Origin of the sequence: Bradyrhizobium sp. BLXBL-03 (assembly GCF_051853015.1) — a bacterium.
Classification (GTDB): Bacteria; Pseudomonadota; Alphaproteobacteria; order Rhizobiales; family Xanthobacteraceae; genus Bradyrhizobium; species Bradyrhizobium manausense.
Genome location: NZ_CP182470.1, coordinates 2015780 through 2039802, shown reverse-complemented (window position 1 = coordinate 2039802; position 24023 = coordinate 2015780). Strand labels below are relative to the sequence as shown.

The following is a 24023-nucleotide window of genomic DNA, read 5'->3' as shown; positions in this document are numbered from 1 at the left end:
GAGCGGCGCCTTTTCCGGAGTGCCATCGCCGGTTACGCAAGAGTTGGTGGTTGCCGGGGCTCGCAACACGCGATTCTTGCGTTTGGTCGAGAGTACGATTCCGCGACGGGCTGCGTAGCGGATCCCAGGTCAGGCTACAGAAACAACGTTAATGCGTGCCGAGCCAGGATATCCCGCAGAGTCTGGAGCACATCAGACAGTGCGACAACATCTCTAGGCGCGCCAAGGCAAATGCGGCTTGCGCCGGGGTCGCCCTTCCCAACCGCGGCCGCAATGCGTGGGATCACAAGTATGCCGCGACCGCGGGCGGCGGCAAATTGATCTGCGGACCACTCCTGAGGCAATGGCAACCATCCGTAGAAGGCCGGAAACTGGAGTTTTGCGGCTTTCGGAAAGATATGCAGGATCACGCGGTAGCGCTCAAGCGCCTGCAGGCGCCGCTCGCGCAGAAGCGTTTCAAGCTTACCGCTGTCGATCAGCCGCACCACCACCTCACTCGGTATCGGAGCCACAAAACAGGCGGAGGCGTGCAGAAGGAGCTCAGTTTGAGCAGTGTAGGCTGCCGGGACCGTCAATGTGCCCAGCCGAAAGGCTGGCGCAAGACATTTGGAGTAGGACGTGACGTAGAAGGAGCGGGTTGGTGCCAACGACGCGATTGACACAGGACGCTAGGTGAAGAAAGAACCGTAAACGTCATACTCTATTACGATCGAGCTGCTCATCGGCTTCGGCGATGCGCTTCCGGCGAGCAAGACTCATGGTGCGAGCCGCGGGACTGTGTAAGGTCGGCATGCACGGATATGCAAGTGTCGCTTGCTGTATGCGCAGCTTTGTGATTCTAGGGTGAGGGACTCTCCTCAACTGCTACCCGTGGTCAACGCCGTCCTACGTGGGTTTCCGACCCAGCATCTCACCGCGAAAGCTGTAGAGCCAAATCGTGCCCAGGGCATAAAGGGCGGCGATCGCCGCGAAAGCGAACGTGTTTTGAAGCCCTGATGTGCTGAGCAGAGCGCCAGCAAATGTGCCGAGCGCTTCTCCAACACCCATAGCGACAGCGTTAATGCCTAACAAGGCGAGGTGATCCCTTCCTGGGGTATTCCGTACGAGCAATACAGACAACGATGGCAGGGCGACAATCTCCACAACTGTCAACAATGCGACGGCGAGGTAAAGCGTAAACAAGTTCAGAAGGGCTGATAACAGCACGAAGCACGCCGTGATCAGGACGGCCGATAAGATCAACATGTCGACGTCGTCTGCATGCGCGCGATCGAGCGTCTTCATCAACGGGATCGATGCCCCAACTACCAAGGCTGCATTGAGGGCGGCAATCGTCCAAACAATCTGCGGGCCTGCCAGCAAGCGGCCGAGTACGATCGGTGCAAATGAGAAGATCTGGGCCAAAGCGAACCAAGTAAAGGCAGTTGCAACGAATACCAGACGGAGGTCGGACCGCGTTATGCTGTGCAGCAGTGGCTTCCACCAGCTGCCAGGGCGATCCGGAACGTGCAGACCCTTGCCCAACGAGGCATGGCAGAGCAGTCCAGCCAATAACATCACCACGCCGGTGAAGAGAAAAGGAGCGTTTGGTGCGATTTGCACGTACATCAGGCTCGAGAGCAACGGTCCGAGCGTGGCGGCGATATTCGTTCCTACGGCGAACTTCGCCAGCGTCAAACGGACTGATCGATCTTCCACCAAGTGGACCGTAATGAGCCGCAGCAGGAGGCTGCAGGCGCCGTAAGAAGTGCCGACCAAAACTAGTCCGAGCGCGGTTCCGACAGGCGCGGCGCTCTCCGCCACCATTATATGGCCCGCGCCCATCACGAGATAGGCTATCGTCAAACCGTAACGGGTGGGCGTGCGATCAAGCAGCGGAGCGAACACGGCACGTGAGGCTCGCCCGGAAGCAGACAGCAGCAGCAAGAGAGTACCGACCTGAGCCGCCGAGAGGGATCGATCGAGAAGATAGAGCCCAAGCGCGGAGAGCGGCGCAAAGTAGCCGTAGTTGTTGAGGAAATTCAGAGCAAATACATTGCAGAATTTTCGCTGTGCGGGTTTCAGTTTCGGCATGGTGGCGCACAGGCTTTTTAGTGAACGGCGATGGTGACCGTCATAATCATGCGCGCGAGCCGGTCATCGACTTCGCCAGCGCTTGCCCCGGTGGCAAGCACATGACCAACACGATCGAACGAGTGGCAGACAGGTTTCACGGTATCGCCGACCTTGATCGTCAACTCGGCACCGACATAGCCCGGCATTTCGGCCAACCGGTCATATCCCGTTATTTGCCGCACCTTGCCAAGGGGCGGAAGGAAATATCGGATGCCGGCCGCGCCGTATCTTTCCGATGAAAGCATCACCAGGCCGGCCTCCGGGCACAGCATCTGGGCGAAGACGCTGCCGTAATACGCGATGCCGGTCACGTACTGGGTCAGGTGCGTAATGTAATCGCCTCCGGGCCGCGAATGAATTTCGCCCATGACGATCTCACCGGTATCGCAAACCCAGAATTCCGCATGGAACATGCCGAAAGTCAGCCCGACGGCGTGAACGGCGCCCTGCACAAGGCTGATCGCGCGCTCACTCAGGGAAGGTGCGAGATCTGCCGGCGCGACATGGCCGCACTCGACGAAATTGCGATCACCGATCAGGAATTTTCGGGTCAGACTCAAGACCATCGGCAAGCGACGGACACACACCCCTTCCGCGCTGAACTCTCGCCCCTGGACAAACGATTCGAGCAGGAATGGTCGCTCGGCCGACGGCCTAACCTGCGCCAGCGCAACGGCAACAGACGTCGCACTGTCCAGCAGAAAGACGTTCTCACTGCCGTAACCGGTCATCGGCTTGAGAATAAGCCTGCGATACCGGCGCGAGAGCTCGGCGAACGCTTGATCGACCGCCTCGCCTGATCGGCACACCACCATTTCCGGCTGCGCAAACCCGGCTGCCCGCAACGTTTCGCGGCAAACCGACTTATTGGTGGTGCACTCATGCGCACGTTCACCCGGGCCCCTGAATCCAAAGCGGCGAACAAGTCCGGCGATCGCCGGCTGTGCTTTCTCTTTGAAGCTGAATACTCCTGCAAGGAGCTCACGCCGGGGATAGGTACTCACCCAGTCGAGGCAGGCGCTCACATCCTCGAAATCGAGCGGATGGGCCTCATCGGCGAAATCCGATAGCTGACCGGCCGGCTCAAGACGCTCGGGCCTGTCCGTCAACACCACCCGCAGGCCTTGCGCGCGCGCCTGATCATAAACGTGGCGAGACTGAATCGAGCTTACTCCACCCAAGACCAGCAATTCTTTCTGCATTGTCACCGGATCTATCCATTGTTATCGCCACACCTTGATGCGCTAGCCATCTGAGCATGCCTGGCGTCATCCGGGGCGTGATGATGTTTTCAGGGTAATGCAATCCGCTAACGGCGTTTCCGGCGCTGATCAGGCAGTTGACTAGGAAGATCACTGGCAAGCAGGTAGCAAGAGCCATCGAGCGTATATCGGGGCGGTCGGTGAAATTAAGCCGCAAGCTGTGCATGTGACGTCGTCCGTGCCGAAGCCCGGCAAGATCGATTGCTAGAAGCGTCACTGTCTGTTCGCCTTCGGCCAGACCAAGAGTCCGCTGAGCGGCGCGTTCGAAAAGCTGCTTTGAGGTGAGCCCGGTATCTTTATCTACGGTATCCTCGGCCAGGACGCCGAGATGGTGAAGCAACGCGACCACTTCGGCATGTCCCGTCCAGCGCAACGTGCGTTGGTCGGCATTGGCTCCCGGCCGGGACAATTTCGGATACTGCGAGAGCCTCGGCTGCATCCCGTCATGCCAGTGCTCAAGAACTCCGATGTCGGGCCAAGCGAGCTGCTGAACATCGGAAAAGCGCGGAACGACGCAGAGGGCGCCATCGCGGATGCAATAGGCGTCGCGCTTCGCGAGCGGGAGGTGGGAAGTTCCGAAGAGCCTTTTGTAGCCGAGAGGATTGGCCGGACGTGGCACGACAATCCCACCGCAGCACATACGAAGGGACTGCACCTCCTGAGTGGATTCCAGCAAATAGCAGGCCAGGATCTCCGTCAGCCCCGGCTCCAGCCCGCAGGGCAGAACCACCGCAAGAGTCGGAGCTTGGATCAGCGCCTGCTGCACGCGTGGCATGTCCTTGGTAGCGGGCCGACTGATGCTCACAAGCAAGCCACGTGCAGCGCGGCCCGCCAGGCTCTCGATCACGCCGAGCGTTACCGGCCAAGAGGCGGCACAGATTACGACGGGTGCGAGTCCTGCGTGCTGCGGCTGGTCGGTGCACAAGATCTCGCATCTCCATGCGTCTCGCGCAGCTGTGAGCGCGCTCATATCGCGATCGATGAGACGGACCGTCCACCGCGGAAACGCTTCGCGCAGCAGCACCGCCATTCCCCTGCCCATCGTACCAGCGCCTATGACGTCAGCCTGCATGTTTCACTCGCGGGCGAAGACCGGGGTGATCGTCTTCGATACCCAATCGAGATGCTTTGTGAGCAGTGTTTGGCTCGGCGCGGTGCTGATCACCGCGATCAGACGTTGAAGACGGAAATCGTTTGGCGGAAGCACAATGTGTGTACCGACCGATGTTTCGACGATCGCTTGCTCAACCCAAGGGTGATCGAGAACGGCCTCAAGGCCATGGTAGCCGAGCAGCCGCCCCTCCTGTTGGGCCAAGACGTAATGGATCCCTGCCACGCGCTGCGGCGCGGGCGGGGGGAGAGGCACCGTGCCCACTGCAATGCGAGCAAGGTTTTCGTAAAAGTCATATTGCAACGCAAGCGGGACAAGATGCGACGCGATGTAATCCCCGCCCGGCCGGGCAGCGACCTCAATGACCGTGAACTGCGGGCCGTCGTACTTGCCTTCGAGGTGGAAGGATGCATTGTCAAGACGCAGCGCCAGCACGCAGTCTTTGGTCTTTTCTTCGATCATGCCGCGCATCTCACCGTCGAGGTCGGCAGGGAAGATATGCCGCACCTCTAGGCAATAAGGATCCGAGGTGAGCTTGTGCGTGATCCCGACAACGGTGACTTCACCGTGGGAGACGTATCCTTCCACACTCACCTCCTGCCCGACGATATAACGTTCGGCCAGGAACGTGAGCGTTTGCCGGCGCAAGGTCGGGTCGTACGTCGGATTGCCGATCTTCTTGCTAGTGGAATGAAAGACATCCAGGTCGGCAGGTTCGCGAATGAGATAAATTCCGGTGCTGCCCGAGGCATTCAACGGCTTGACGATGACCGGGAGCCCCGCCACACCGATGAACTCCTCCAGATCGCTATCATTGTGCAAAAGGCGGTGCGTGACGCCGGAAACCGACTGGGTCCGCTCGCGCAGTATCGATTTGTCCCGCACCCCCGACACGGATGCCCGCGGCAACCCGGGCAGCCGCAATTTCGCGGCAACGATGGCGCAGGCTTCGACAGCAGTTTCCGTAAAGCAGACCACACCGGCGATTTGGATAGAGTTTCTGAACTCCTCGACCGCGCTCTCGAGCGAGTCAAGGCTCGCCGGATTGCATTGACGCCACTCGTCGACGTAGCTGGCAAGTTCCGGGGGCAGCGGCTGACCAAGCACGGCAACGCGGTAACCGAGCCGATGCGCCGCTTCGAATGCACGAATGCTTTCTCGTATGAGTCGGCGATAATTGATATAGAGTAGAAACTCCGTCATGCAGCCCAGCCTCCAATGTCAAAGGATCGCCCGGCGGGAACCCACTGCAAGGCGCGGTTCAGACATGGCGTTTCTCGGCTCCCGAGGCGCGCTAGGACTGCGGTGCACAGCTCAGGCATCACAGGCCAGCCAAGCGTCGCCCACAGCCGCAGGCCCACAAGACTGAGAGCGCAAGCGGCGCGCTCGATGCCCGGATGATAGCGAGAGTGCAGCGATTCTACTGCAAACCTGTCAAGATCGCGAAGCAAGCGATCGATTAACTCTGCGATCTGCCGCGGCTCGAAACCTTCGACCGAGAATAGCCGCCGGCCCTCATGCCGGCGCTCGCAAAGCTGCTGATAAAATGCGCGATGCAGGCGCTCCCAAGTGCCGGGCTCCGGCACTGTCCCGCGGTGATGCGTTTCGACCGCGTTGCTGATAATCTGAATGACGGATGCGAGTCGTCTGCGGCGCCGTTCGATCCAATCGAACGCTTCACCAAGGCTAAAGCTCGTTGCGGCAACCGCAGGACGCGTATGGCAAACATATAAGCGCAGCCAGTCGGCGGGAATTCCCTGGCGAATGAGATCATCAGCATATATGACATGGCCCCGAGAGGTGGAGAGCTTGTAGCCGTCAAGTTGGTAGAATTCGTTGGCAAAAAACCCAACGATGTGAAATCTGCTGGCATCAAAAAGGTGCAGCAAAATCGGAAAGATGATGCAGCGCAGATACGCGTTGTCGGAGCCAAAGAACAGCGCAAGCTCTACTTCGCCCGAGCCGAGTTCCGTACTGGAGGCGAGCATATCCTGTGCCGTCAAGAAGCGGGGGACAAGCTCAACAGCCGAATAGAGCTTCAGGTCCTCTTGCCCGCGGAACGGGAGAGCGACTCCCTCCGATGAAGAGATTCCGAGTGGAATGTTCGGTAGCTTGTGCTGCAGCACCTTGGCGACGAAATCCGGCATTTTGCCGACGTAGGCCCCCGACATCAGGAGCCGCTCGAGCACGACCCGATGCGGCTCTAGTGGCACGAACATGCGCTTTAGCGGGCGCCATGCTGCTGCGCGGTCGCAGTGATTGCACACCGGATCCACCAGTTCTTCATCAGGCACAAACAGCCCGCAGTTCTCGCATTCCGAGCTTATTTTTTCGCCGCAGTGCGGACACAAGCCTCGCACGTTTGCTTCAAACAGGTATCCGTGCCCATGCTCACAATAAGGAACGCGGGTGGTTTTCTCGATCAGATGGCCGCCGGCGTCCAGGGCGGTCAGGAACTCGCGAGCGATCTCTTCGAATCGCGGAAGCTCATCCAGCGTCGCGAACACATCGAAATCTATTTTCAGCAGACGGTAATTGGCGAGGAAATCATCCGAGTACGTTCGCGACGTTTCACGATAGCTTCGCCCTTCGCGCGCAGCGGTTATCCCCACATGCGTCTGAAAGCCCAATGAGCCACAAAGCTGGTAACAATCGAACCCGAGTGTCCGTTGGGCCCGGGTAAATATGTCCGCAGCGACGACCGGTCCGGCCAGATGGCCGAGATGCATGCGTCCATTGGGTGTCGTAAAGCTTGGCAGAACCACGCGCGGACGGCGCTCGCATTTCGGTGCCTTGACCCGTTCGTCAATGGTCTGCCGGTCCTCCCACCACACATTTCCCATCACAAGGGTTTGTGCTCCTGTGTTCTCTATAAGATGTGCAGCGAACGGCGGCATCAGTATCATGTCTCCGGGGGTGAGCTGCTCCGTGGAAAGCGTTCCGTCACCATAAGTAACCTCGCCGACGCCGGAGAACACGAACAGCATCTCGTGATCGGCATGGCAGTCAAAGGTTGTGGACTCGCCTCTCTCGAGAGAGAACTTCGATGCGTTGAAGTGGCGGGTAGCCACGTTGTCGCGCAGCTTTTTCATCGCTCCTCCCGCAATTCGGCCACACGCGAAAGCATTGAGCGGTTCGAGTTCAGCGGATAGAACTCCTTTCCTATGATGCTGTTGATGATGGTTGCGTTGCGGTACGCGACGAGAGACAGATTCGGGTTTTGTAAACCGTGCTGGATGCGTGTTCTGTTCTGGAGATAGATCTTGCCTGGTAGGGCAATCCGACTCTCCAGTGAACAATCTGCTCTGATCTTGGGTAAACCATTCTCAGTGCAGGCGAGCTGCATGATCCGGTCAAGAAATGGCGCAGTGTTTGACACAAAACCGGTGGCAAGGATCACACGATCGACCGCCACCCTGCGCGTTACTGCTGTCTCGGTACACTTGAGGACAGCTTCGAAAGCCGCATCGTTCTGCCGCAGGCTGTCAAGGCAAGCACTGACAACCAGCTTGACGCCGGCGTTCTTGTTCTCGACGAAGCGGTGTTCATATATTTTGGAGAATAGCTGATTTGCGAGATCCCGCGACAATCCATCGCTGCTCAGCCTTTTAGCCTGCACCCATTCTCGTCGACGCGAGAGGGCCTGAGTTTGGAAGTGGCGCAAATAGGCGGGCGTGTAGAGCTCGTTCGTGAATGCGCAATCATCCATTGGTTCAAGGTTGTCGTAGAGGGTAACCCAAAGTACCTGCTTCAGGGGTGGGCCGGAGAGCAACTGTTCCATCACCTCGCTGCCGCTTTGCCCGGCACCCACGAGCAAGACCCGTTCTCCCACGGCTAGCGGCGGTCTATTTAGATACTCTGCTACGTGATAGACACGTTCGCCTAACAACGGCCGCGCGCAATCCGGGACGTCAGGACAGATTCCGAGCCCAAGCACGACGTGTTGAGCGCGACATTCCGTCTGGCTTGTCAAGACGCGGAAATGTGTGGTTTCGGAGCACACGTCCAGTACTTTTTGTCCAAATCTGAGATACGGAAGCTGATCTGCAACCCAGGCGTAATACTGACCAAACTCATTGCGAGAGACCCCGCCGGACCGTCGATTGACGAACGCATCGAGTCGTCCGGTCTGAAGCAGAAAATTGAGAAATGAGAACGGACTGGTTGGATCTATGAGCGACACACAATCTTTGAGATGTGAAACTTGTAACCTGGCGCTGGAAAAGGCCATGCCGGCGTGCCAGGAAAAACCGGGCTTATCTTCAAAAAACACACACCGCAGGCCCGTCGACTTTACGAGAGCGGCAAGGCTGAGATTGAAGGGACCAATTCCGATACCAACCACGTCATACATGCAACCCGCCGAACTGTTTTTTTTGCGGCGAACGGAACGTACGTCCGGTGCCTTAAGCAAATGAGTCAAGCCTGCACTGAGATCGCTCGTGCCTCGGCGCTAGTGTCAGCCGTTTCTTCGCGTTCATCCGAAGGGGACCGACTCCCGCTGTACCTAGCAAGTCGCGAACCTTCAGTTTGCCGAGAACACCGCCTTCCGAACGCGGTGACATCTCCTGAGCGCTGCGGTTTCAGTCGGCAGCCATTTCCACCGTGCAGATACCTCGTCGTCGGGTTAGGCTCGACTCAAACGTATTCGTTCCAGTTCCCCACGTCGAAGAAAGCGAGTTTGACAGCGTCTCCTGAACCCGCCGCGCCGAGCACGCCCGATCTCGCCGAGAAGCTTGTTTCGTTGACGAAGCGGCATTTTTTGGCTCGTTCATGGCGCCCAAACGATTCCGTTCCGGACGATCATCACCTCGCCTCGATACGCCTGCTGTTTCAGTCCGTCACCTCTGAGGTTTGATAGTTGCTCGGTGCTTGGACGGATTAGCTTTGCTCTTCGAAGGCAGGTGTCAAGTTCTTTTGGGTCGCGAAGGAGATCGAAGAACGTTGAAATATAAGGAATTGTGGATCAACGCTGGTCCGATCCAATAACGAAATTGTCCGCGTAAGCATCGCGTAAGCAGTAGGGAGCATAGTTTCAAAAGGAGCTGGATAGGCTAGCGCGATGATCGCCGCACCAATCTGGTGATCGGCTTTCGCCAGACGAATTTGAGAAGGCGACCCCGACGCCGTTGACCATCGCTCGTCGACCGACGTAGACGACAAGTGAAATGCACCCGCAGCTCAGCTGGATAGAGCGCCCTCCGAAGGTGGGGGCCACACGTTCGAATCGTGTCGGGTGCGCCATCACTCTCAATGGCGAGTCAGGCAAACGAATCTGGGCTTTGCGCATTGGCGCGACAAATGATGCACGAATTGGCAGCAGCCGTGCCAGGCGCATCATCGGGCAGCCAGCATGGCGATGGTTCAGCTTAGCCCGCCACGAAGGCTTACGGGCAACGATCCCACTCGCGCCTTTTAGATCACACTTGATCACGCCACATCATACTGAATAACCGAGATTTTTTGGCTTGTCGTAGAGTCGCGCGCTATCGCATATTGGGGTCGGTATTAAGGGGGATCGAAGCCCTTTTTGACCCCGGTCGCAGACCCCTGCAACCCGTCTGCAGATCCCACTCGAAAGTCCACGGGAGAGCCCAGTGTCGAGCCTTACAGATGGCGAAATACCCCGCGCTCTTAAGCAGGTCGAAGAGGCCGGAAAGCAGCTGAGCCTTGTGGATGGCGAGGGCCACGGAACGGGCCGGCTCATCCTTGTGATGAAGCCGATGCCAACCCGCGTCACCAGCGGATCGGATGGCGCAGCAGTGGCGTGACCAGAAGCGCCTCAGGGCTCCTATCCCTCGATGAGCCTGAGCCAGGCGCGCGTGCATTTAAGCGCGACTACGCCGACATGATCCAGAAGGGCCGAAGCATCAAAATTGCGGGCGACACGCGGGCCGGTACCATTGCCGATCTATTCGAAGCCTACGTCGCTTCGCTCAAGGCTGAAGGAAAGCCTTCCTGGAGGAGGTCGAAAAAGGCTTGAACAAGATCGCCGATATTCTCGGCCGCAGCCGCGCTGCCCGCGACATCGAGCCTGACGAAATCAAAGAGGTCATCCGCCCGATCTATGAGCGCGGCAAACGCTCCATGGCCGATCACGTTCGCGGCTACATCCGATCGGCTTACAGCTGGGGCTTGAAGTCCGAACACGACTACCGCACCACGTCACCCCGCCGCTTTCGTCTCGCCCACAATCCGGCTGCAGGCATTCCGACCGAACCCAAAAACGTCGGCACACGCTGGCTGGACGAAGAGGAATTCCGCACATCGTGAGCGCAAAGTTCGAACGCGCTCAGAAGCTCTACGTGCTCGCATGGCTTGATTTCGACTTGATAAAAGCCGGCGAATTGGTCGGATTAACAGCGCTAGAGCTCGCGCTGAACGACAGGTATGGCGGCAAAGAATTACTGAGGCGTCGACAATTCGTCGCCGAAAAGGCCGAGCAAGAAACGCGTCCCATCAGGAAGGGCGAAAAGTGGTGGGTCGAGAACGCGACTTTTGCCGACTTGCTCAAGTATATCGTCGAGCATTATGGTCTAACGGATAGTCAGGTGCCGATGAACCAACGTTGCGGATCACCATCGAGCGTAATCGGGCTTCTGACGGGAACAACGAGGCCGAGCCTCGCCGAGATCCGTAATGACCTGGCGCATGGGATTCCGTTTCGCGAATTGCCCTGGGCTGGCTTGCTCGAATTGATACGAGATCTCATCAACTACGCCTATCGATAGCTACCCGTTTTCCGCGCGGCAAAGATCGCCTAGCCTTTCGGCATGTACGCAAAGCGATTCTCATCTTTGTTGGCCGATCAGATCGGCCAGACTGGCCTCCCATCGCGCGCGGCAGATGATATGTCGCAGCGCTTTGAGAGCTTGCGAGGCTACCCGCACACGCTCGCGCCGACTCGCTACACTTTCAATATTATGTGCACAGTTATCCATAGATGCTCCGCGCGGCAGGACGAAAAGGATATGCCGCGCTGCGCGGTCAGTTTGGCCTGCATTCTTTGGACGATAAGCTTTCGTGAGAAGCTTATCCCGCCAGAGCTTAGATGCGGAGGCTGCCGCGGCTATCGGGATTTCTTCGACGCTGCCGCGAGTGCATGAAGGGCTTCTGAGTATTGTAGCCTCTTTTTGCGGTTCCCAGCCGCCTTGAACTTACGATATACCGGGACTGCATCATCGGACTTATCGAGCGCACACAACCGCCACATGAGCGAATCAATGCTGTCCTCTGGTTCGGAAAGCGGATGCCTAAGCAGCGCCTCTCCAGATAGCGAACTCTCTTCCATGCGAGCTTCGCGTTGTAGCGAAGCTTGAGTTCGGCAGGAGCGTGAGCATTCACGTATTCATCCCAATCACCGTCGTGGAACGGGGCTGAGCCACAAGCAATCTGCTTCCAGCGCCTCGTTCTAAAATAAGACACTAGCTCTTGGTGACGGCGCCTATTGGCTCTGACTTGCTCCTCTATAGGAGTGTCGCGCCGCCAAAAAAGGCGGTCATCATTAACTGCATATCGAGAACGTAGCACTTTGGGGTTGAAGGTCGATGAATAAGCCAAACAATTGTAGTCAGGACCGCCGCGCATGATGATCCGATCAAACTCGAACTCCTCATCGATGTTGGTGTCCTTGCATTGCAGTAACGCAGTCTTTCGATCAACAAGTCTCAAGAACTCTGCAGGTCTGTATTCAAATCTGGCGTGATCCTTAAGAAAGCGCAGCAGGTACCAATTCTGAGGTGCCTGCCGTCGGGAATAGATGGTGGGGGTTGGGCCAATAATGGTGACCTCAAAATCATCTCGCACTCCTTTGAAGTCGAGATCAAATGTGTTCGTTGAAAGCAAATCGACAAGCCATTCGATCTCTAAGTCGCCAGCTCGTCCAAGAAGTGCTCCACCTCACCCTCCAGCTTTTGCATTTCGGCCGGATCCCAGGAAAAGTGGCTCTCTAGGTATTTTTCTAAAGCATTCATAATCCGGTTTCGATTACCACTTTTTCGGAATAATTTGTCACGTGGTCGAATGCGGCTGGAGCCGCTCTCGTACCATGTCACCGGACCGCCAAAGTCCCTTATACTCCGGCGCATACCGCCATCTTCAATGAACCTGAAGAAAAGTCCTTGCACATGATCAACGAATGATCGTGAGGTCATTGGCGATTTGAGAGGCGTATAATGGAACGTATCGCTCTGGTCAAAGTCCTTAATCAGATAGTGTGCCAGTTCAAGGACACCGCTGTCCCCGTTGCCTACGATCAAGACTTTCTCTCCACCCGTTGTCGTTGGCACGAGAACGGGACGGTAGGAATCCGGATTTCCAGAGTACCAATATGACGTATCGATTGACTCGGAGAACTTTCGTTCCGCACCGAAGCCCGTGGCAAGGATGACTAAGTCGCACGGCAAGTCCTCATCTTCATAGTCTGTATGTACGAGAAGGCGACGTCGTGATCTGCGTGCTGTTGATGCGTTGTGCGGTTCCTCGGAAGTGACGTTGAGCACTTTGCTGTTTAGGTGAAGCGCAATGGTTGTCTTGCTGCGATAGTGATCAAATTTACGGATTAGTTCGTTGGCGACGAGCGGTGCGTAGTTGGCCGACCAGTTCAAGAACGGGAATGATGTTGTCTTGGTCGGAACGTCCTTCAAGTTATAAATATCTGGGTCGTGAATCTCCCTTGTGTTCAAATCCGGATGGATATAGCGAAAGGAAGCTCGCTGGAATCGTTTCAGCAAAACGTCGTCCTGCTCGAACACATGGATCAAGCAAGTGTGCTTCATTGCCAATGCGACAGCGCACGTCATACCTGAGAAGCCCGCACCTACTATCGCTACTTGACTGCTGTTTCGCACTATTCTCAATCTTGATAATGCGTGGCAAAGAGTGAAAGACCGCAGCTGCTGATCAACAATGGATATATTGCGTTTCGCAAAGAACGATGCGGAAAAGATTTGATCATCCTCCTTTGCTCTAGCTAGATCAGCAATTGCCTCATATTGGCGTTCGGAACGAGATGATTTGCGCTTCGTCATCCGTCTATCCTCACCTTGAGACGGCCCGGAACTAGTCCGGGATGCGATCATCTCGAAAACCCATAATCGCCGCCGCCTTCACCGAATTTGGGCCGTCTGATATTCCTCAACTCCAGTCGCTTGACCCTGGATACTCACTTCGGTCTCGCATGCACCAGTCGCCGCCCAAAATTCGATGCATATCTGCTCTGGAGTATCCTTCACTACCGTCCACCTGGCTCGCCCAACGACAGCCTGATTGGTCACGCTGCCACTACCAGTCACGAGGCGCCCTCCCTTCTGCGGCATAACGCAGTCCTGCACAGTTCGCTTCTGACAATATGGACTATGACCGTCTGACGTACCGCCCGATATGATTCTGGACAACTTCGGGGAGACAACGACGCTGCGCGTGTACGGGGGAATCTCAGGCGTCTTTTCAGGAACAATCTTTGGCTTACCTATTGGTTCTACCAACAACGTTGATGGGTCAAATAAATATAAAGCGGGTGCCCTTCGATCTTCTGGGCAAAGCGGTGGTGGAACGTATAGCCGCACTGCGCGCTGCCACGGTCCTCAGCAATCTTGCGCGCGACGTTGCGAAAGCAATCGGTCGGCAGAGCCCATGGCTTGGGCTGGTGAGTCACCAGTTCGATTGGCTGCTGGCTCACTTCCTTGCCAATCGCGGCAAGAGTGGCGTCTGAGAGCGATCTGACGAGCATGGAGATCACGCGGCCTTCGGCGGCATATTGGGAAAGGCTCCTGGCAATGTCGCGAAGCGCTGCACCTCTTGCTTGATCCTGGCGGTGATGTCGGGACGGCCCGCGCTGCCCGCAAAGGGATCGGCCGCCCAGAGAAACAGCAGACAAGCCGCGCTCAGCGTCTCCACAAGCCCTTCCGGTCCCGGCGCGGACTTGAAAGAGGTTATCTGCCCCTTGGTGTCAGCTAAGACATAGCGGTCGAGAGTATTGAGGGTCGTGTGCGTGCCGTCGGATAACAGCGAGCGACACATCAACTGGTAAAGGTCGGGGCAGCATTTCAGCGCCACATCGGCCCAGTTGACATCCCGCAGCTTCGCGCCCTTTGCTTTTTCCATGGCGTCCACCGATGCGACCACGGCCTTCATTGCGGCCACATCCTCGGCCCTGTAAGCGGCAAGATAGGCTGGGTCGTCGAGAAGCACGCGCGCGGCGTTGCCCTGGTTGTAGTGGTGGGCCTCGATCAGCCGGTCGACGAAGGCGGCATCGGAATGCAGCGCATAGATCGCTACGGTCCCCTCGACGCCTGATCGGAGAACCGTTCGCGCATCACCGATTGCGAGCAGGAGCGCCGACTGGAATGACTGGTGAACCCGCACAAACAACCCGTGTATGGCGAAGGCTGCATTTTCTGAGCGCGCGGTGGTCGCGTTCCGCAGCAGATCGAACCCGATGCGGTTCAAGTCGAGCGCGTAGTCGAACCATGCCTTGGTCGGCGCGGTGGTGTGCGTACCGCGCGCTGAAACGGCTCAAGGTCGGGCGAGAAAAATCCATCAACTTCAAACGACATTCGAGCCTCCGGCCCACCGATGTAACTCCCCTAGATAGGACGATGGGGACCGCCTTCAAGGTCCAGCCGCCGGGATTTCAACGGTCATGCCGTGATGCCGATTATCGACATGTCGATGATGATCGGCATCCTGATGCTGATCATGATCCCGATGCCGGTAGTGCTGCTGGTCCGGCGGGCGCTGGTGATGCCGCCGGTGCCGATGATGATGATATTGATGCTGATCGTGCTGCTGGTGCTGCTGCTGGTCATCATGATGATCATCGGCATGATCATCATCATGGTCATTCCAGTTAGATCGCCTTCTCCCCGTCCTTCAGGGCGAGGGCTTCTTTCGCCTGCGGCATCAAGAACTCCGTGAGCGTCTTGGTGACTTCCGTCAACGAGCCGGGGTCAACGGCGACCTGCTTGGTGAACGCCGCCCACTGATCCTTCTTGCCGGCGTCCTCGGTGAAGGCCGCGGTGAACGCGTCCGGCAGCGCGGTCGGAATCTCGGTCTTACGGCGTTCGAATGTCGCCTTGATGGCGCTGGCCAGCGCGTCGCCCTCGAACTTGTAGGAGCGGGTCAGCACCCAGACGTCATAGAAGTCTTTCAGACGGCTGTTCGCGAGGCCAAGCGCGACCATCGCCTGGAACTTCTCGGCGATGACGGTCTCGCGCGGATAGGAGCGCAGCTTCGGCGCCGGAAAGTCCAACAGCACCGGCAGGTCGGCTTCCTGCACGCCCGGTTCCACGGCATCGCCAAAGGCGATGTCGATCACGACGCGAACGCGCGCGTTATCGACCGTGGCATTACCCTTGATCCGGACGCCGCCGTATTCGTTTTCGTCGCGGATGCGGTCGACGGTGAAGCTGGCCGGGTCGAAGATGACGCCGTCGGCGGCGTCGACGGCGGCGATCTCCTTGAAGATCGCCAACAGCACGTCGGGGTCGGGATCGCCAGAGCCGAGAAGGTCGAGGTCGCGCGTCGGCCGGAACTGGTTGTCGACCCAGGTCGCGAGCAACATCGCGCCCTTGAGAACGAAGCGGTTGCGATAATCCGTCGAGCCAAGGCGATAAAGAAGCCGCTCCAACACGTAGCGGGTGAGGAGAAGGTCGAATGGCTGGTTGCGCTCCTTGGAGAGCGTGAGCAGCCGCGCGCGAACCGAAGCCGCGACATTCTTGGGTGGGTTAGCCATTGGCGGTCATCGCGTCCATATAAGGTTGCATGGCCTTCCAAACCCCGGCCTTGCGCGCGAAATCCGCGATCTCCGAAGGCTTGGCCTTGCGGGTTCGCAGGGCCTCGCGCAGGCCTTCGAGCGCGAGGTTGAGGCCAGTACTGTGACGATAACGTGTCCCGGCGCTCCGCCGGTAGCGAAAAAGATCGACGACGGTCTTGGCGGGGCTGAAGATCTTCACCGGGCAACCTTCGATCGTATGAATCTCCACGCCTTCCTGAAGCCGCTCCGGGTTGAAGCGAACGAACTGCATGGGCGGGTTGGTCGGAAGCGGTTGCCGGTCTTTGGGACCGATGGCGAGCCAAACCATCGACGGAATGGTGTCGGTCAGGTCATGGAAAGCGAGCGCGGAGATCAGCGCGACGACCCCTTTGGGCACGCGCTTGGCGGCTTCGGCGAGGGAATGATGCGTGTCGATGGGCGCGTCGGGAAGTTGATAGAGGCCGCGGCCGAGTTGCACGACGAGGCCCTTTTGTTTCATGCGGGCGATGGTCGCCGCCGTGACGCCCGCCGTGGCAAGCTCAGAAAGGCGCGCAATACCGCGTTCCTTGAGGAACTCAATGGCGCGGTCCTGTTGTGTCGAAGATGGCTTGGCCATGGCTTATGATCCGATTTGTCGGATATGATCTATTTATATCCGACATTTCATATCATACGGAACTTCCGCTAACAACACGTAAACCACCACCCAAGCTAATGATAATATAAGACTTTTATCGAAACCCGAGCAAAACGAAAGAGAGCGGCGACGCTTCGATCAATGGCCGCCGTCCACGGGCGGGAGCCGTCGCTATAGTTTCTCATAGGGCTCTCCCATCGCCCTGCGGATTTCCAGACAATCGTCGCAGAGGCGCAACGTGCCCGTGGTGCCCGCCGGCCGAAACGGCTTTGCAAGTCGATAGTCTCATCCGCAGGATCATCGCCGCAGATCGAACAAACATCCTCGCGGCCGGCGGCGTCGACCACGAATTTCGTTTGCGCGGCTTGAACCGGGTCCCATTGATGAAGCGTGGCGAACCATTCGGACGTGTGTGGGACGTGAAAGCGCTCGATTGCAGGGGCGATAAGGCCGTTCGCTTCCAACCATCGGCGAGCCACCGTTACCCGCTGTCGATGCTCCGACGAAAGAAGATCGTAAAGCTCGAAGAACAGTTTGAAGGTCGCAAGGGGAAAACGGTGGCGGAGCCCTTTAAAGGCGCCACGGTTCACGACATACTGATGCGGGCCGTTTGCGTCATCTTCTACGATACCCCTGCAGTACTCTTCGCGCTGCTTGCGTGGCACCTCCGCGAGCAACACATCGTCGTACTGCCAAGGATTCCTTTCGATGTTGACTTGCCAGAGGTTGAGAAAATCCGAGGAGGTCAGCAAGTCCGCGATATACGCATCATCGGCGGGGTGATTGACGAGATGCAAGACAACATCCTCGATGGTTTGGATGCCCTTGTCCTTCTTCCTCGCCCCATCGAGAACCGTATTCGTTGCCTGACGCATCATCTCGGTTGCATCGCTGTAGGCCGCCCAACGTTCCGCCTCCTCGTCGGTTAGCGTTTCTGTCGCGTTCAGTACCGCGACCAGGAGGTTGCTTCGCGCGAGGTCGGCGGGCGCGCAATAGTTGGGGTCACTCACCAACTTGACGCCGGCTGCCACATAGGCCTGCGCGACCAGCCTTGAACAGAACTGCTTGCGCGTCCACTGGTCGCGGCCGCCTATCACCGTCCTAATGGCTTCTTTCGTGGAATATTCCGAGCCGATCTGTTGTCGGACGAACTGACAGACTTGGTCCGCTTGATCCGCCGTGATTCCCCCCTTCAACCGGAATACGTGCAGCCAACATGCCTCATCGAAAAACAGGCGTTGCGTATTTCGCGCGTGAACGCCTTGAGATGTTGCGTCGATCACCGAGCAATGCTGCACGTAGATCATCGCGTGCGAGATATCACTCTTTGTTGCAAAGCGTATCGCCTTGCTGACCGGCTCAGTCGTCGTCCTCAGGATAATGTCGCCGCGAGATAGCGAGGCAGCTCGTAGCCGTTTCATTCTATTTCGCTGCCTCGTCATCTTCTTTGGCGACGCGCTTGACGCCGAATCCTAGGACCCAATGCTCTCCGCACCCCTTGCACGTCCAGTGAACGCCGGGCTTCACTTCGTCGGACCAAATGGAAATGGATTCGGAGCAACCCTCGTTCCCGCAAGGCATCGGAACCATCTTCGGCGTTGCCAAAACCTGTTGATCCCCTTGAGGCGAAAGCACGTCCTGCGCTTTGCATTCGAAGCAGGTCACTTCGACTTCGCTTTTGCCATGTGGCATTCGCTTTCTGACCGGGCTCTCACACCGCCCGCATGCAAATTCGGTAAACACCCCGAACGTGGCATTCCAGATCGGCGAACCGAGGACGACTTCCAGCGCCGCAATCACTTTTTCGCAGCGCGCTCGAAGTTTTGTGCCGCCGGGCATCCCTCCCTTCATGAATTGGGCCAACGACGGAACGTGCAAGTAATTTCCGATGGCGTCGTAATGCTCCTTGAGATCGGCCAGGGTGAACACCGTGTCCGTTCCTAAGAACTGCAACTTGTCGGGCGGCGGTTCCACGCCGTAGGTTTCCTCTACGCCCACGGCGATGCTCGCGCTCATGCCGAGCGAGGGATCGATGTCATGAAGGACCTGCATGAGCTTACGCGATTGCCACGTTTTATACTCTTCCGGTGGCATCTCAGCTTTGAGTGCTTGTGCCCGGTCGTAGGTGACGGCCTCCATGGGAAATCGTAGCTCGAGCGCGGCATATTTGCGCTCGTCCTGTAACGCTGCGAGATCGGCTTTCGCCCGCACTAGGGCTTGCTTGGCCAAATATCGAAAATCTGCATTCATGAATCTGATCCCATCATCTGGAAAGCGCTGGTGCGGATACCTTGCACGCGGCAAAGCATCCGGCACGAACGCTTGCAGAGACGGCGTTGACGTGATCCGTGATGTAGATGTCGTTGTCAGCCGTGGTTGCAAGAATATAGGTGGTAAGTGGCGGCTCAAACTTTTTGGCTTCCTGGATTTCCGCGTCAATTTCGGGGATCGTCAGTTTGGTAGTTGGCCAATCGCGCTTGCCTTTGCACTGAACGGCCGCGTCAGCGCCGTCGTCCTTCCCGTAGATGTCGACGCCGTGTTGTCTCTGCCCGGCGCGACCGTAGCGGACGAGTTGATTGTCCTTCCAGATGCGCGAAAAGAGATCAGCGCAAATCTCCTCGAATTTGTCCCAGCTCGGCGGCGGACGAAGCTGTTCGTTGTTGGCGTCAGACATGTTTTTGAATTCCGACCCGCCTTGTTATTCGTGACTGGTGGCAGCCCTTGTGGTGGTCCGGTGGTATGCCTGCCGAGACCGAGCCATAAGGGCTCCCCGAATAGAACATTACAAGAACTATCGCAACTCATAGCTGCACCTTGGCGCTCAATAACCGGTTGATAAATCTGGGATATTGCTCAAAAGGGGCCTGATGGCGCGTAAATGCCCTTAAGAGCAATTTATTGGCAATTATAAGCTCTTAAAAGCAAGTCATTGCAAAATGCCGAACTTACCATATGCTCTTAAGAACACCATAAACCAACTATCTGGCCTTTAAGAGCATGGTAGCGACCAACAAACTTCAAAAGGCGCCGCCCTTCCACGTGTCGCGGGCCCTCAAGCAATTGGGAACCGATCTGCGGACCGCACGCATCCGCCGCAACATGACCATGGAGGACGCAGCCAGCAGAATCGGAACGGGCCTGCGCGCTGTTATGGACGCCGAAAAGGGCAAAGCCTCGACGGGTATCGTGGTCTATGCCGGGTTGCTGTGGCTCTACGATATGCTCCAGCCCCTCGAAGAACTCGCTGATCCCTCAAAGGACAAAGAAGGAATCGCATTGCAAGCGACGCGGGAGCGCAAGCGGGCTCGCAAACCCGGGGGGCTAGACAATGACTTCTAAAGGCAACACCGAATGTTTCGTCTACATCACGCTGCCCGGTCAGACTGAAGCGGTAACCGCTGGACGTTTCCAGCTCGCCAAGGATCGCCGCGGCAATGCTTTGGGCCGGTTCGTTTACGGCAAATCGTATCTCTCACGGGGCGATGCGGTCGCGATTGATCCTGTCGAGCTTAAGCTTTCGGGAGAGACCTACGAAACAGGCCGACTGAATGGCGTCTTTGGCGCGTTGCGCGATGCAGGCCCAGATTATTGGGGTCGCCGCGTCATCGAGAAGCATGCCGGGGTTCCTCAGCTTGGTGAACTCGATTGCTTGCTGAACTCAGCCGACGACCGCGCAGGGGCGCTTGGTTTTGGGCTTGGTCAACAACCTCCCTCACCACGTCGCAAATTCAACAAGATGCTCGAACTCGCAAAGCTTCAGGAAATCGCCGAAGCCTTGATGCGTGAGGAAGATGTAAAAACCGAGGAGGCCGCACAGGTCCAAGACTTGATGCTCCTAGGCACCTCCATGGGGGGAGCCCGTCCGAAAGCTGTCGTCGAGGACGACGACGGACTTTGGATCGCAAAATTCAACCGTCCGGACGACCGCTGGAACAACACGCGCGTCGAGCGCGCGATTCTTGAATTGGCCAAGGCTTGCGGTCTTCGCGTCGTTGAGAGCCGCGTCACCACCGTCGCAGCAAAGGACGTTCTTCTCGTCAAGCGGTTCGATCGAACGAAGACGGATAAGGGATATATGCGTTCGCGGATGATCAGCGGGCTAACCGTGCTGCGCGCTGAGGAAGCTGTCGAGATGCGAGACCGCTGGTCCTATGTATTGATGGCCGAGGAGATGCGCCGGGTTACGCAAGAGCCGGAAAAGGATGCCAAGGAACTTTTTCAACGCATGACGTTCAATGCGCTGATTTCCAACCTGGATGATCATCCTCGCAACCACGCGCTGGTCGCCAAAGAGCGGGAATGGCAGCTTTCGCCAGCCTATGACCTGACGCCGTCTCCGGTTATCTCGCAGGAACATCGCGATCTAGCCCTGGAGGTTGGCGACCAGGGACGATTTGCAAATGCAAAGAACGTGCTGTCGCAACACGCCCGCTTTCTGCTGGATGCCGAAGAGGCCAAGGCGATTGTCTCGAGCATGACCGAACAGGTGCGCGCCTCGTGGTACGATGTTGTTCGCGGTCAAGGGGTCAGCGAGAAGGACGCCGAAACGATCAAGGGCGCCTTCGTATATCCGGGCTTTCTGACTTTAGAGTGAGGGACGATTGCTTCCCACTGACTACTTGGATTCGATTGCGTCCCTGCGGCGAGATGCTAGGTCATCCTCCGTCCCTTGGCCAATGCCAGGAAAGCCCGATAGCTTTCCAAGCTTCGTTAGCTTTGCCGAATGGCGATCTTTTCTATTGCAATTCAATTTGAACGTCGGAATTCCGTACATCGTGAGCGCAAAGTTCGAACTCGCTCAGAAGCTCTACGTGCTCGCATGGCTTGATTTCGACTTGATCAAAGCCGGCGAATTGGTCGGATTAACAGCGCTAGAGCTCGCGCTGAACGACAGGTATGGCGGCAAAGAATTACTGAGGCGTCGACAATTCGTCGCTGAAAAGGCCGAGCAAGAAACGCGTCCCCTCAGGAAGGGCGAAAAGTGGTGGGTCGAGAACGCGACTTTTGCCGACTTGCTCAAGTATTTGGTCGAGCGTGATGGTCTAACGGATAGTCAGGTGCCGATGAACCAACGTTGCGGATCACCATCGAGCGTAATCGGGCTTCTGACGGGAACAACGAGGCCGAGCCTCGCCGAGATCCGTAATGACCTGGCGCATGGGATTCCGTTTCGTGAATTGCCCTGGGCTGGCTTGCTCGAATTGATACGAGATCTTATCAACTACGCCTATCGATAGCTACCCGTTTTCCGCACGGCAAAGATCGCCTAGCCTTCCGGCATGTACGCAACGCGATTCGCATCTTTGTTGGCCGAACAGATCGGCCAGACTGGCCTCTCATCGCGCGCGGCAGATGATATGTCGCAGCGCTTTGAGAGCTTGCGAGGCTATCGCTTACTTCCATTAGGTCGCCCGTAGAATGTAACACCTCTTACTCCTTCGCAGATGGCCGCAACAATCCTTGCAACGGTTACCTCCAAACCGTGCTTTGCCGGTCTTGGTGGGAAAACCTTGAGCAGCCTTCGTCCTGTCGGAGGTGCTGATTCTACGCAACTTAACATTCATCAATCTGGCGGTCGACACGCAGGTAACATGGCCACCCGTTGAAACTCTCGTTCATTTCGAGGGCTACCGCTTGATACTGATTCTACGTGCTCAGCAGCTTCAGAAGCTCCGCCAAGGTTACGAATTGAACTCCAAACTCAGTGGCGAGCCATGCTCTGTTTGCTGGATCGAAAATCGAAGTGCCCGCGGCACGCGCCAGATCGTTGGTGCACAGAATGTCGTTCCGATAAGCGATATGGCTGGCAACCAGTTCTCCATCAGCCCATTCAGCGCATGCTTTCGCGAACACTTTTTCATTGTAGGACGTGCCAGGATGCGCGTTCCAGCCGCCAGCAGCATCAAACGCAGCCTTGCCGACGCCCCGGGCTTCAATACGTGCCGCAGCGTCGATTTGACGTTGCTCACGTTCAGGATCGCTGGTCTGCACGAAAAGAGCAGGGTCACGGATATCCCCTGGCGAAGGTAATCCCAACCAGGCAAGGCCACGCATAAGCCGGACGCCAGCGGCGAGCGCGGCTTTCAACTTAGGGGCCTGCATTTCGGGTAAGCCTGGATGGATTGCGTCGTTCGGTCCGAACGACATGATTGGAATACAGGGCTTGCCGTTCCTAACCACGGTAGAATACGCAGACTGCACCGCCATCGCGGGTTCCGCAAAATAGGCGGCTCGCTCGCGTTTGCGAATCGCTTCAGTTCGGAAGCCCGCTTCGCAAATGAAACCTGTTATTCTTCCGCTCGAAATCGCCGACTGAACCGGCTCCCATTCACGATCGCTCGGATCAAAAACCTGCTCCCAAGAATTGCTATCGAAGGTAATTTTCATTGCCTGAATCCGAGCTAACGAGAAGCAGGATGATATCGTCGGTCTCGATATGTCGATCGATTTCTGCGGCGAAGTCCTGGCCGGCGTCGATGCGTCGGTCATGCCATACTTCAATAACTCCTTGACATTTCAGAACCGAAAGCTGCTTCTCGAGCTGATCGCGCAAGACCTCGTCAGCATGGAATACGAGAAGAGCAAGCTTGCCATGACCGCTCTATGAGAGCGAATCCGTTCGCCTGCCTGTCGCTAATGTCGGAGTTTTCACAGCACGGATCGCGAATGACGGCGAACCTCTGTGAACGGGGGCGGATTTTTCGTGGAATGATTATAGCAGAGTTCACCAAGGAGAAGCAGAAGCCCTGAGCGGACGATTGGGGACAAGCATGGATTCCACCACGTACGCGGTGATCGAAGGTTTTCTATGGTGATCTGGCAACAAAAGCTTCCGCAGCCGAAATATGCCTGTTCCGTTCATCTCCTGCTATCAATCGGCCTCCGAAATTGCATTTTCCGAGGCGCTGTTCGATCACGAAGCTAAATGTTGCCTCCAAGACCGGGCCCCGATCATCGCGAACTTCAACTGCCATGCGATGCTGTGGCCCGCCTCTGCCGCATTCGCGCGATATCTCCGAGAGCGCAGCAGTGGCCTCCTGCCGCGCAGACTCGATGTCCGGCAGCTCGACACCTTCATCGTCACGGATGAATTGACTGCCGTCGCGGATATCAAAAAATAGTCTCTCTTCATCGCAACCGATT

At 57.1% G+C, this 24023-nt stretch carries 24 protein-coding genes, 1 tRNA gene and 1 pseudogene; 7 read left to right on the top strand and 19 right to left on the bottom strand.

Annotated features, from left to right (window positions below):
* Positions 1-134 precede the first annotated feature (134 nt).
* The 7 genes from ACNJX9_RS09730 to ACNJX9_RS09700 form a co-directional block, all read right to left on the bottom strand.
* Positions 135-485 (bottom strand): hypothetical protein, encoded by a 351-nt coding sequence (locus tag ACNJX9_RS09730; protein ID WP_439408592.1) that lies wholly within the window; start codon positions 483-485, stop codon positions 135-137.
* A gap of 400 nt (positions 486-885) precedes the next feature.
* A complete protein-coding gene (locus tag ACNJX9_RS09725; RefSeq protein ID WP_439408591.1) occupies positions 886-2073 on the bottom strand; it encodes an MFS transporter in 1188 nt (395 codons plus the stop codon).
* A gap of 17 nt (positions 2074-2090) precedes the next feature.
* Positions 2091-3317 carry an ATP-grasp domain-containing protein gene (locus tag ACNJX9_RS09720; protein WP_439410037.1) on the bottom strand — a complete coding sequence of 409 codons (1227 nt, stop codon included), beginning with the start codon at positions 3315-3317 and terminating at the stop codon, positions 2091-2093.
* Positions 3256-4449: a saccharopine dehydrogenase C-terminal domain-containing protein gene (locus ACNJX9_RS09715; RefSeq protein WP_439408590.1), complete on the bottom strand. Its 1194-nt coding sequence runs from the start codon at positions 4447-4449 to the stop codon at positions 3256-3258. Before ACNJX9_RS09715 ends, ACNJX9_RS09720 begins: the two co-directional genes overlap by 62 nt.
* 3 nt (positions 4450-4452) lie before the next feature.
* Entirely contained in the window at positions 4453-5691 is a 1239-nt protein-coding gene (locus tag ACNJX9_RS09710; protein ID WP_439408589.1) for an ATP-grasp domain-containing protein, read from the bottom strand.
* Positions 5688-7580, bottom strand: a complete 1893-nt coding sequence (locus tag ACNJX9_RS09705) for a class I tRNA ligase family protein (protein WP_439408588.1) — start codon at positions 7578-7580, stop codon at positions 5688-5690. The genes ACNJX9_RS09710 and ACNJX9_RS09705 overlap by 4 nt, the downstream gene beginning before the upstream one ends.
* Positions 7577-8842: a lysine N(6)-hydroxylase/L-ornithine N(5)-oxygenase family protein gene (locus ACNJX9_RS09700; RefSeq protein ID WP_439408587.1), complete on the bottom strand. Its 1266-nt coding sequence runs from the start codon at positions 8840-8842 to the stop codon at positions 7577-7579. The genes ACNJX9_RS09705 and ACNJX9_RS09700 overlap by 4 nt, the downstream gene beginning before the upstream one ends.
* 816 nt (positions 8843-9658) lie before the next feature.
* Here ACNJX9_RS09700 and ACNJX9_RS09695 point away from each other — a divergent pair.
* The 3 genes and pseudogenes from ACNJX9_RS09695 (at position 9659) to ACNJX9_RS09685 (ending at position 11219) form a co-directional block, all read left to right on the top strand.
* Positions 9659-9732: transfer RNA gene (locus tag ACNJX9_RS09695), tRNA-Arg, on the top strand.
* A gap of 353 nt (positions 9733-10085) precedes the next feature.
* Positions 10086-10749 (top strand): annotated as a pseudogene (locus ACNJX9_RS09690) (site-specific integrase); the annotation flags it as partial.
* Positions 10750-10757: 8 nt separating this feature from the next.
* A complete protein-coding gene (locus tag ACNJX9_RS09685; protein ID WP_439408586.1) occupies positions 10758-11219 on the top strand; it encodes a hypothetical protein in 462 nt (153 codons plus the stop codon).
* A gap of 1134 nt (positions 11220-12353) precedes the next feature.
* On the opposite strand, the gene ACNJX9_RS09680 is transcribed toward ACNJX9_RS09685, so the two are convergent.
* The 9 genes from ACNJX9_RS09680 to ACNJX9_RS09640 form a co-directional block, all read right to left on the bottom strand.
* On the bottom strand, positions 12354-13517 hold the full coding sequence (locus ACNJX9_RS09680; RefSeq protein ID WP_439408585.1) for an FAD-dependent oxidoreductase: 1164 nt from the start codon (positions 13515-13517) through the stop codon (positions 12354-12356).
* A gap of 449 nt (positions 13518-13966) precedes the next feature.
* Positions 13967-14227 (bottom strand): hypothetical protein, encoded by a 261-nt coding sequence (locus ACNJX9_RS09675; RefSeq protein ID WP_439408584.1) that lies wholly within the window; start codon positions 14225-14227, stop codon positions 13967-13969.
* A complete protein-coding gene (locus ACNJX9_RS09670; RefSeq protein ID WP_439408583.1) occupies positions 14224-14937 on the bottom strand; it encodes a DUF5677 domain-containing protein in 714 nt (237 codons plus the stop codon). The genes ACNJX9_RS09675 and ACNJX9_RS09670 overlap by 4 nt, the downstream gene beginning before the upstream one ends.
* A gap of 191 nt (positions 14938-15128) precedes the next feature.
* The gene (locus ACNJX9_RS09665; protein WP_439408582.1) at positions 15129-15314 is read right to left on the bottom strand and encodes a hypothetical protein; all 186 of its coding nucleotides are present in this window, start codon (positions 15312-15314) and stop codon (positions 15129-15131) included.
* Between the two features lie 23 nt (positions 15315-15337).
* Entirely contained in the window at positions 15338-16222 is an 885-nt protein-coding gene (locus tag ACNJX9_RS09660; RefSeq protein ID WP_439408581.1) for a nucleotidyl transferase AbiEii/AbiGii toxin family protein, read from the bottom strand.
* On the bottom strand, positions 16215-16859 hold the full coding sequence (locus tag ACNJX9_RS09655; protein ID WP_057744779.1) for a type IV toxin-antitoxin system AbiEi family antitoxin domain-containing protein: 645 nt from the start codon (positions 16857-16859) through the stop codon (positions 16215-16217). Before ACNJX9_RS09655 ends, ACNJX9_RS09660 begins: the two co-directional genes overlap by 8 nt.
* A 95-nt stretch (positions 16860-16954) precedes the next feature.
* Positions 16955-18301 carry a YiiX/YebB-like N1pC/P60 family cysteine hydrolase gene (locus ACNJX9_RS09650; protein ID WP_439408580.1) on the bottom strand — a complete coding sequence of 449 codons (1347 nt, stop codon included), beginning with the start codon at positions 18299-18301 and terminating at the stop codon, positions 16955-16957.
* A 1-nt stretch (position 18302) separates the two neighbouring features.
* Entirely contained in the window at positions 18303-19130 is an 828-nt protein-coding gene (locus ACNJX9_RS09645) for a hypothetical protein (protein ID WP_439408579.1), read from the bottom strand.
* Between the two features lie 13 nt (positions 19131-19143).
* A complete protein-coding gene (locus ACNJX9_RS09640) occupies positions 19144-19554 on the bottom strand; it encodes a hypothetical protein (RefSeq protein WP_439408578.1) in 411 nt (136 codons plus the stop codon).
* Between the two features lie 323 nt (positions 19555-19877).
* On the opposite strand from ACNJX9_RS09640, the gene ACNJX9_RS09635 reads away from it, so the two are divergent.
* The 3 genes from ACNJX9_RS09635 to ACNJX9_RS09625 all read left to right on the top strand — a co-directional run bounded on the left by ACNJX9_RS09635 (position 19878) and on the right by ACNJX9_RS09625 (position 22117).
* Positions 19878-20219 carry a hypothetical protein gene (locus ACNJX9_RS09635; protein WP_057744766.1) on the top strand — a complete coding sequence of 114 codons (342 nt, stop codon included), beginning with the start codon at positions 19878-19880 and terminating at the stop codon, positions 20217-20219.
* Complete coding sequence (locus tag ACNJX9_RS09630) at positions 20209-21474, top strand: type II toxin-antitoxin system HipA family toxin (RefSeq protein ID WP_439408577.1); 1266 nt, start codon at positions 20209-20211, stop codon at positions 21472-21474. The genes ACNJX9_RS09635 and ACNJX9_RS09630 overlap by 11 nt, the downstream gene beginning before the upstream one ends.
* Before the next feature lie 181 nt (positions 21475-21655).
* Positions 21656-22117, top strand: a complete 462-nt coding sequence (locus tag ACNJX9_RS09625) for a hypothetical protein (RefSeq protein ID WP_439408576.1) — start codon at positions 21656-21658, stop codon at positions 22115-22117.
* A gap of 409 nt (positions 22118-22526) precedes the next feature.
* Here ACNJX9_RS09625 and ACNJX9_RS09620 read toward each other — a convergent pair whose 3' ends face one another.
* Both ACNJX9_RS09620 and ACNJX9_RS09615 read right to left on the bottom strand, forming a co-directional pair.
* Positions 22527-23267 carry a hypothetical protein gene (locus ACNJX9_RS09620; protein WP_439408575.1) on the bottom strand — a complete coding sequence of 247 codons (741 nt, stop codon included), beginning with the start codon at positions 23265-23267 and terminating at the stop codon, positions 22527-22529.
* The gene (locus tag ACNJX9_RS09615) at positions 23248-23358 is read right to left on the bottom strand and encodes a hypothetical protein (RefSeq protein WP_439410036.1); all 111 of its coding nucleotides are present in this window, start codon (positions 23356-23358) and stop codon (positions 23248-23250) included. The genes ACNJX9_RS09620 and ACNJX9_RS09615 overlap by 20 nt, the downstream gene beginning before the upstream one ends.
* Here ACNJX9_RS09615 and ACNJX9_RS09610 point away from each other — a divergent pair.
* Positions 23317-23487: a hypothetical protein gene (locus ACNJX9_RS09610; RefSeq protein WP_439410268.1), complete on the top strand. Its 171-nt coding sequence runs from the start codon at positions 23317-23319 to the stop codon at positions 23485-23487. The two genes, ACNJX9_RS09615 and ACNJX9_RS09610, sit on opposite strands and share 42 nt — an antisense overlap.
* A 199-nt stretch (positions 23488-23686) precedes the next feature.
* Here ACNJX9_RS09610 and ACNJX9_RS09605 read toward each other — a convergent pair whose 3' ends face one another.
* Positions 23687-23944 (bottom strand): DUF6894 family protein, encoded by a 258-nt coding sequence (locus ACNJX9_RS09605; RefSeq protein WP_439410035.1) that lies wholly within the window; start codon positions 23942-23944, stop codon positions 23687-23689.
* Between the last annotated feature and the right edge of the window lie 79 nt (positions 23945-24023).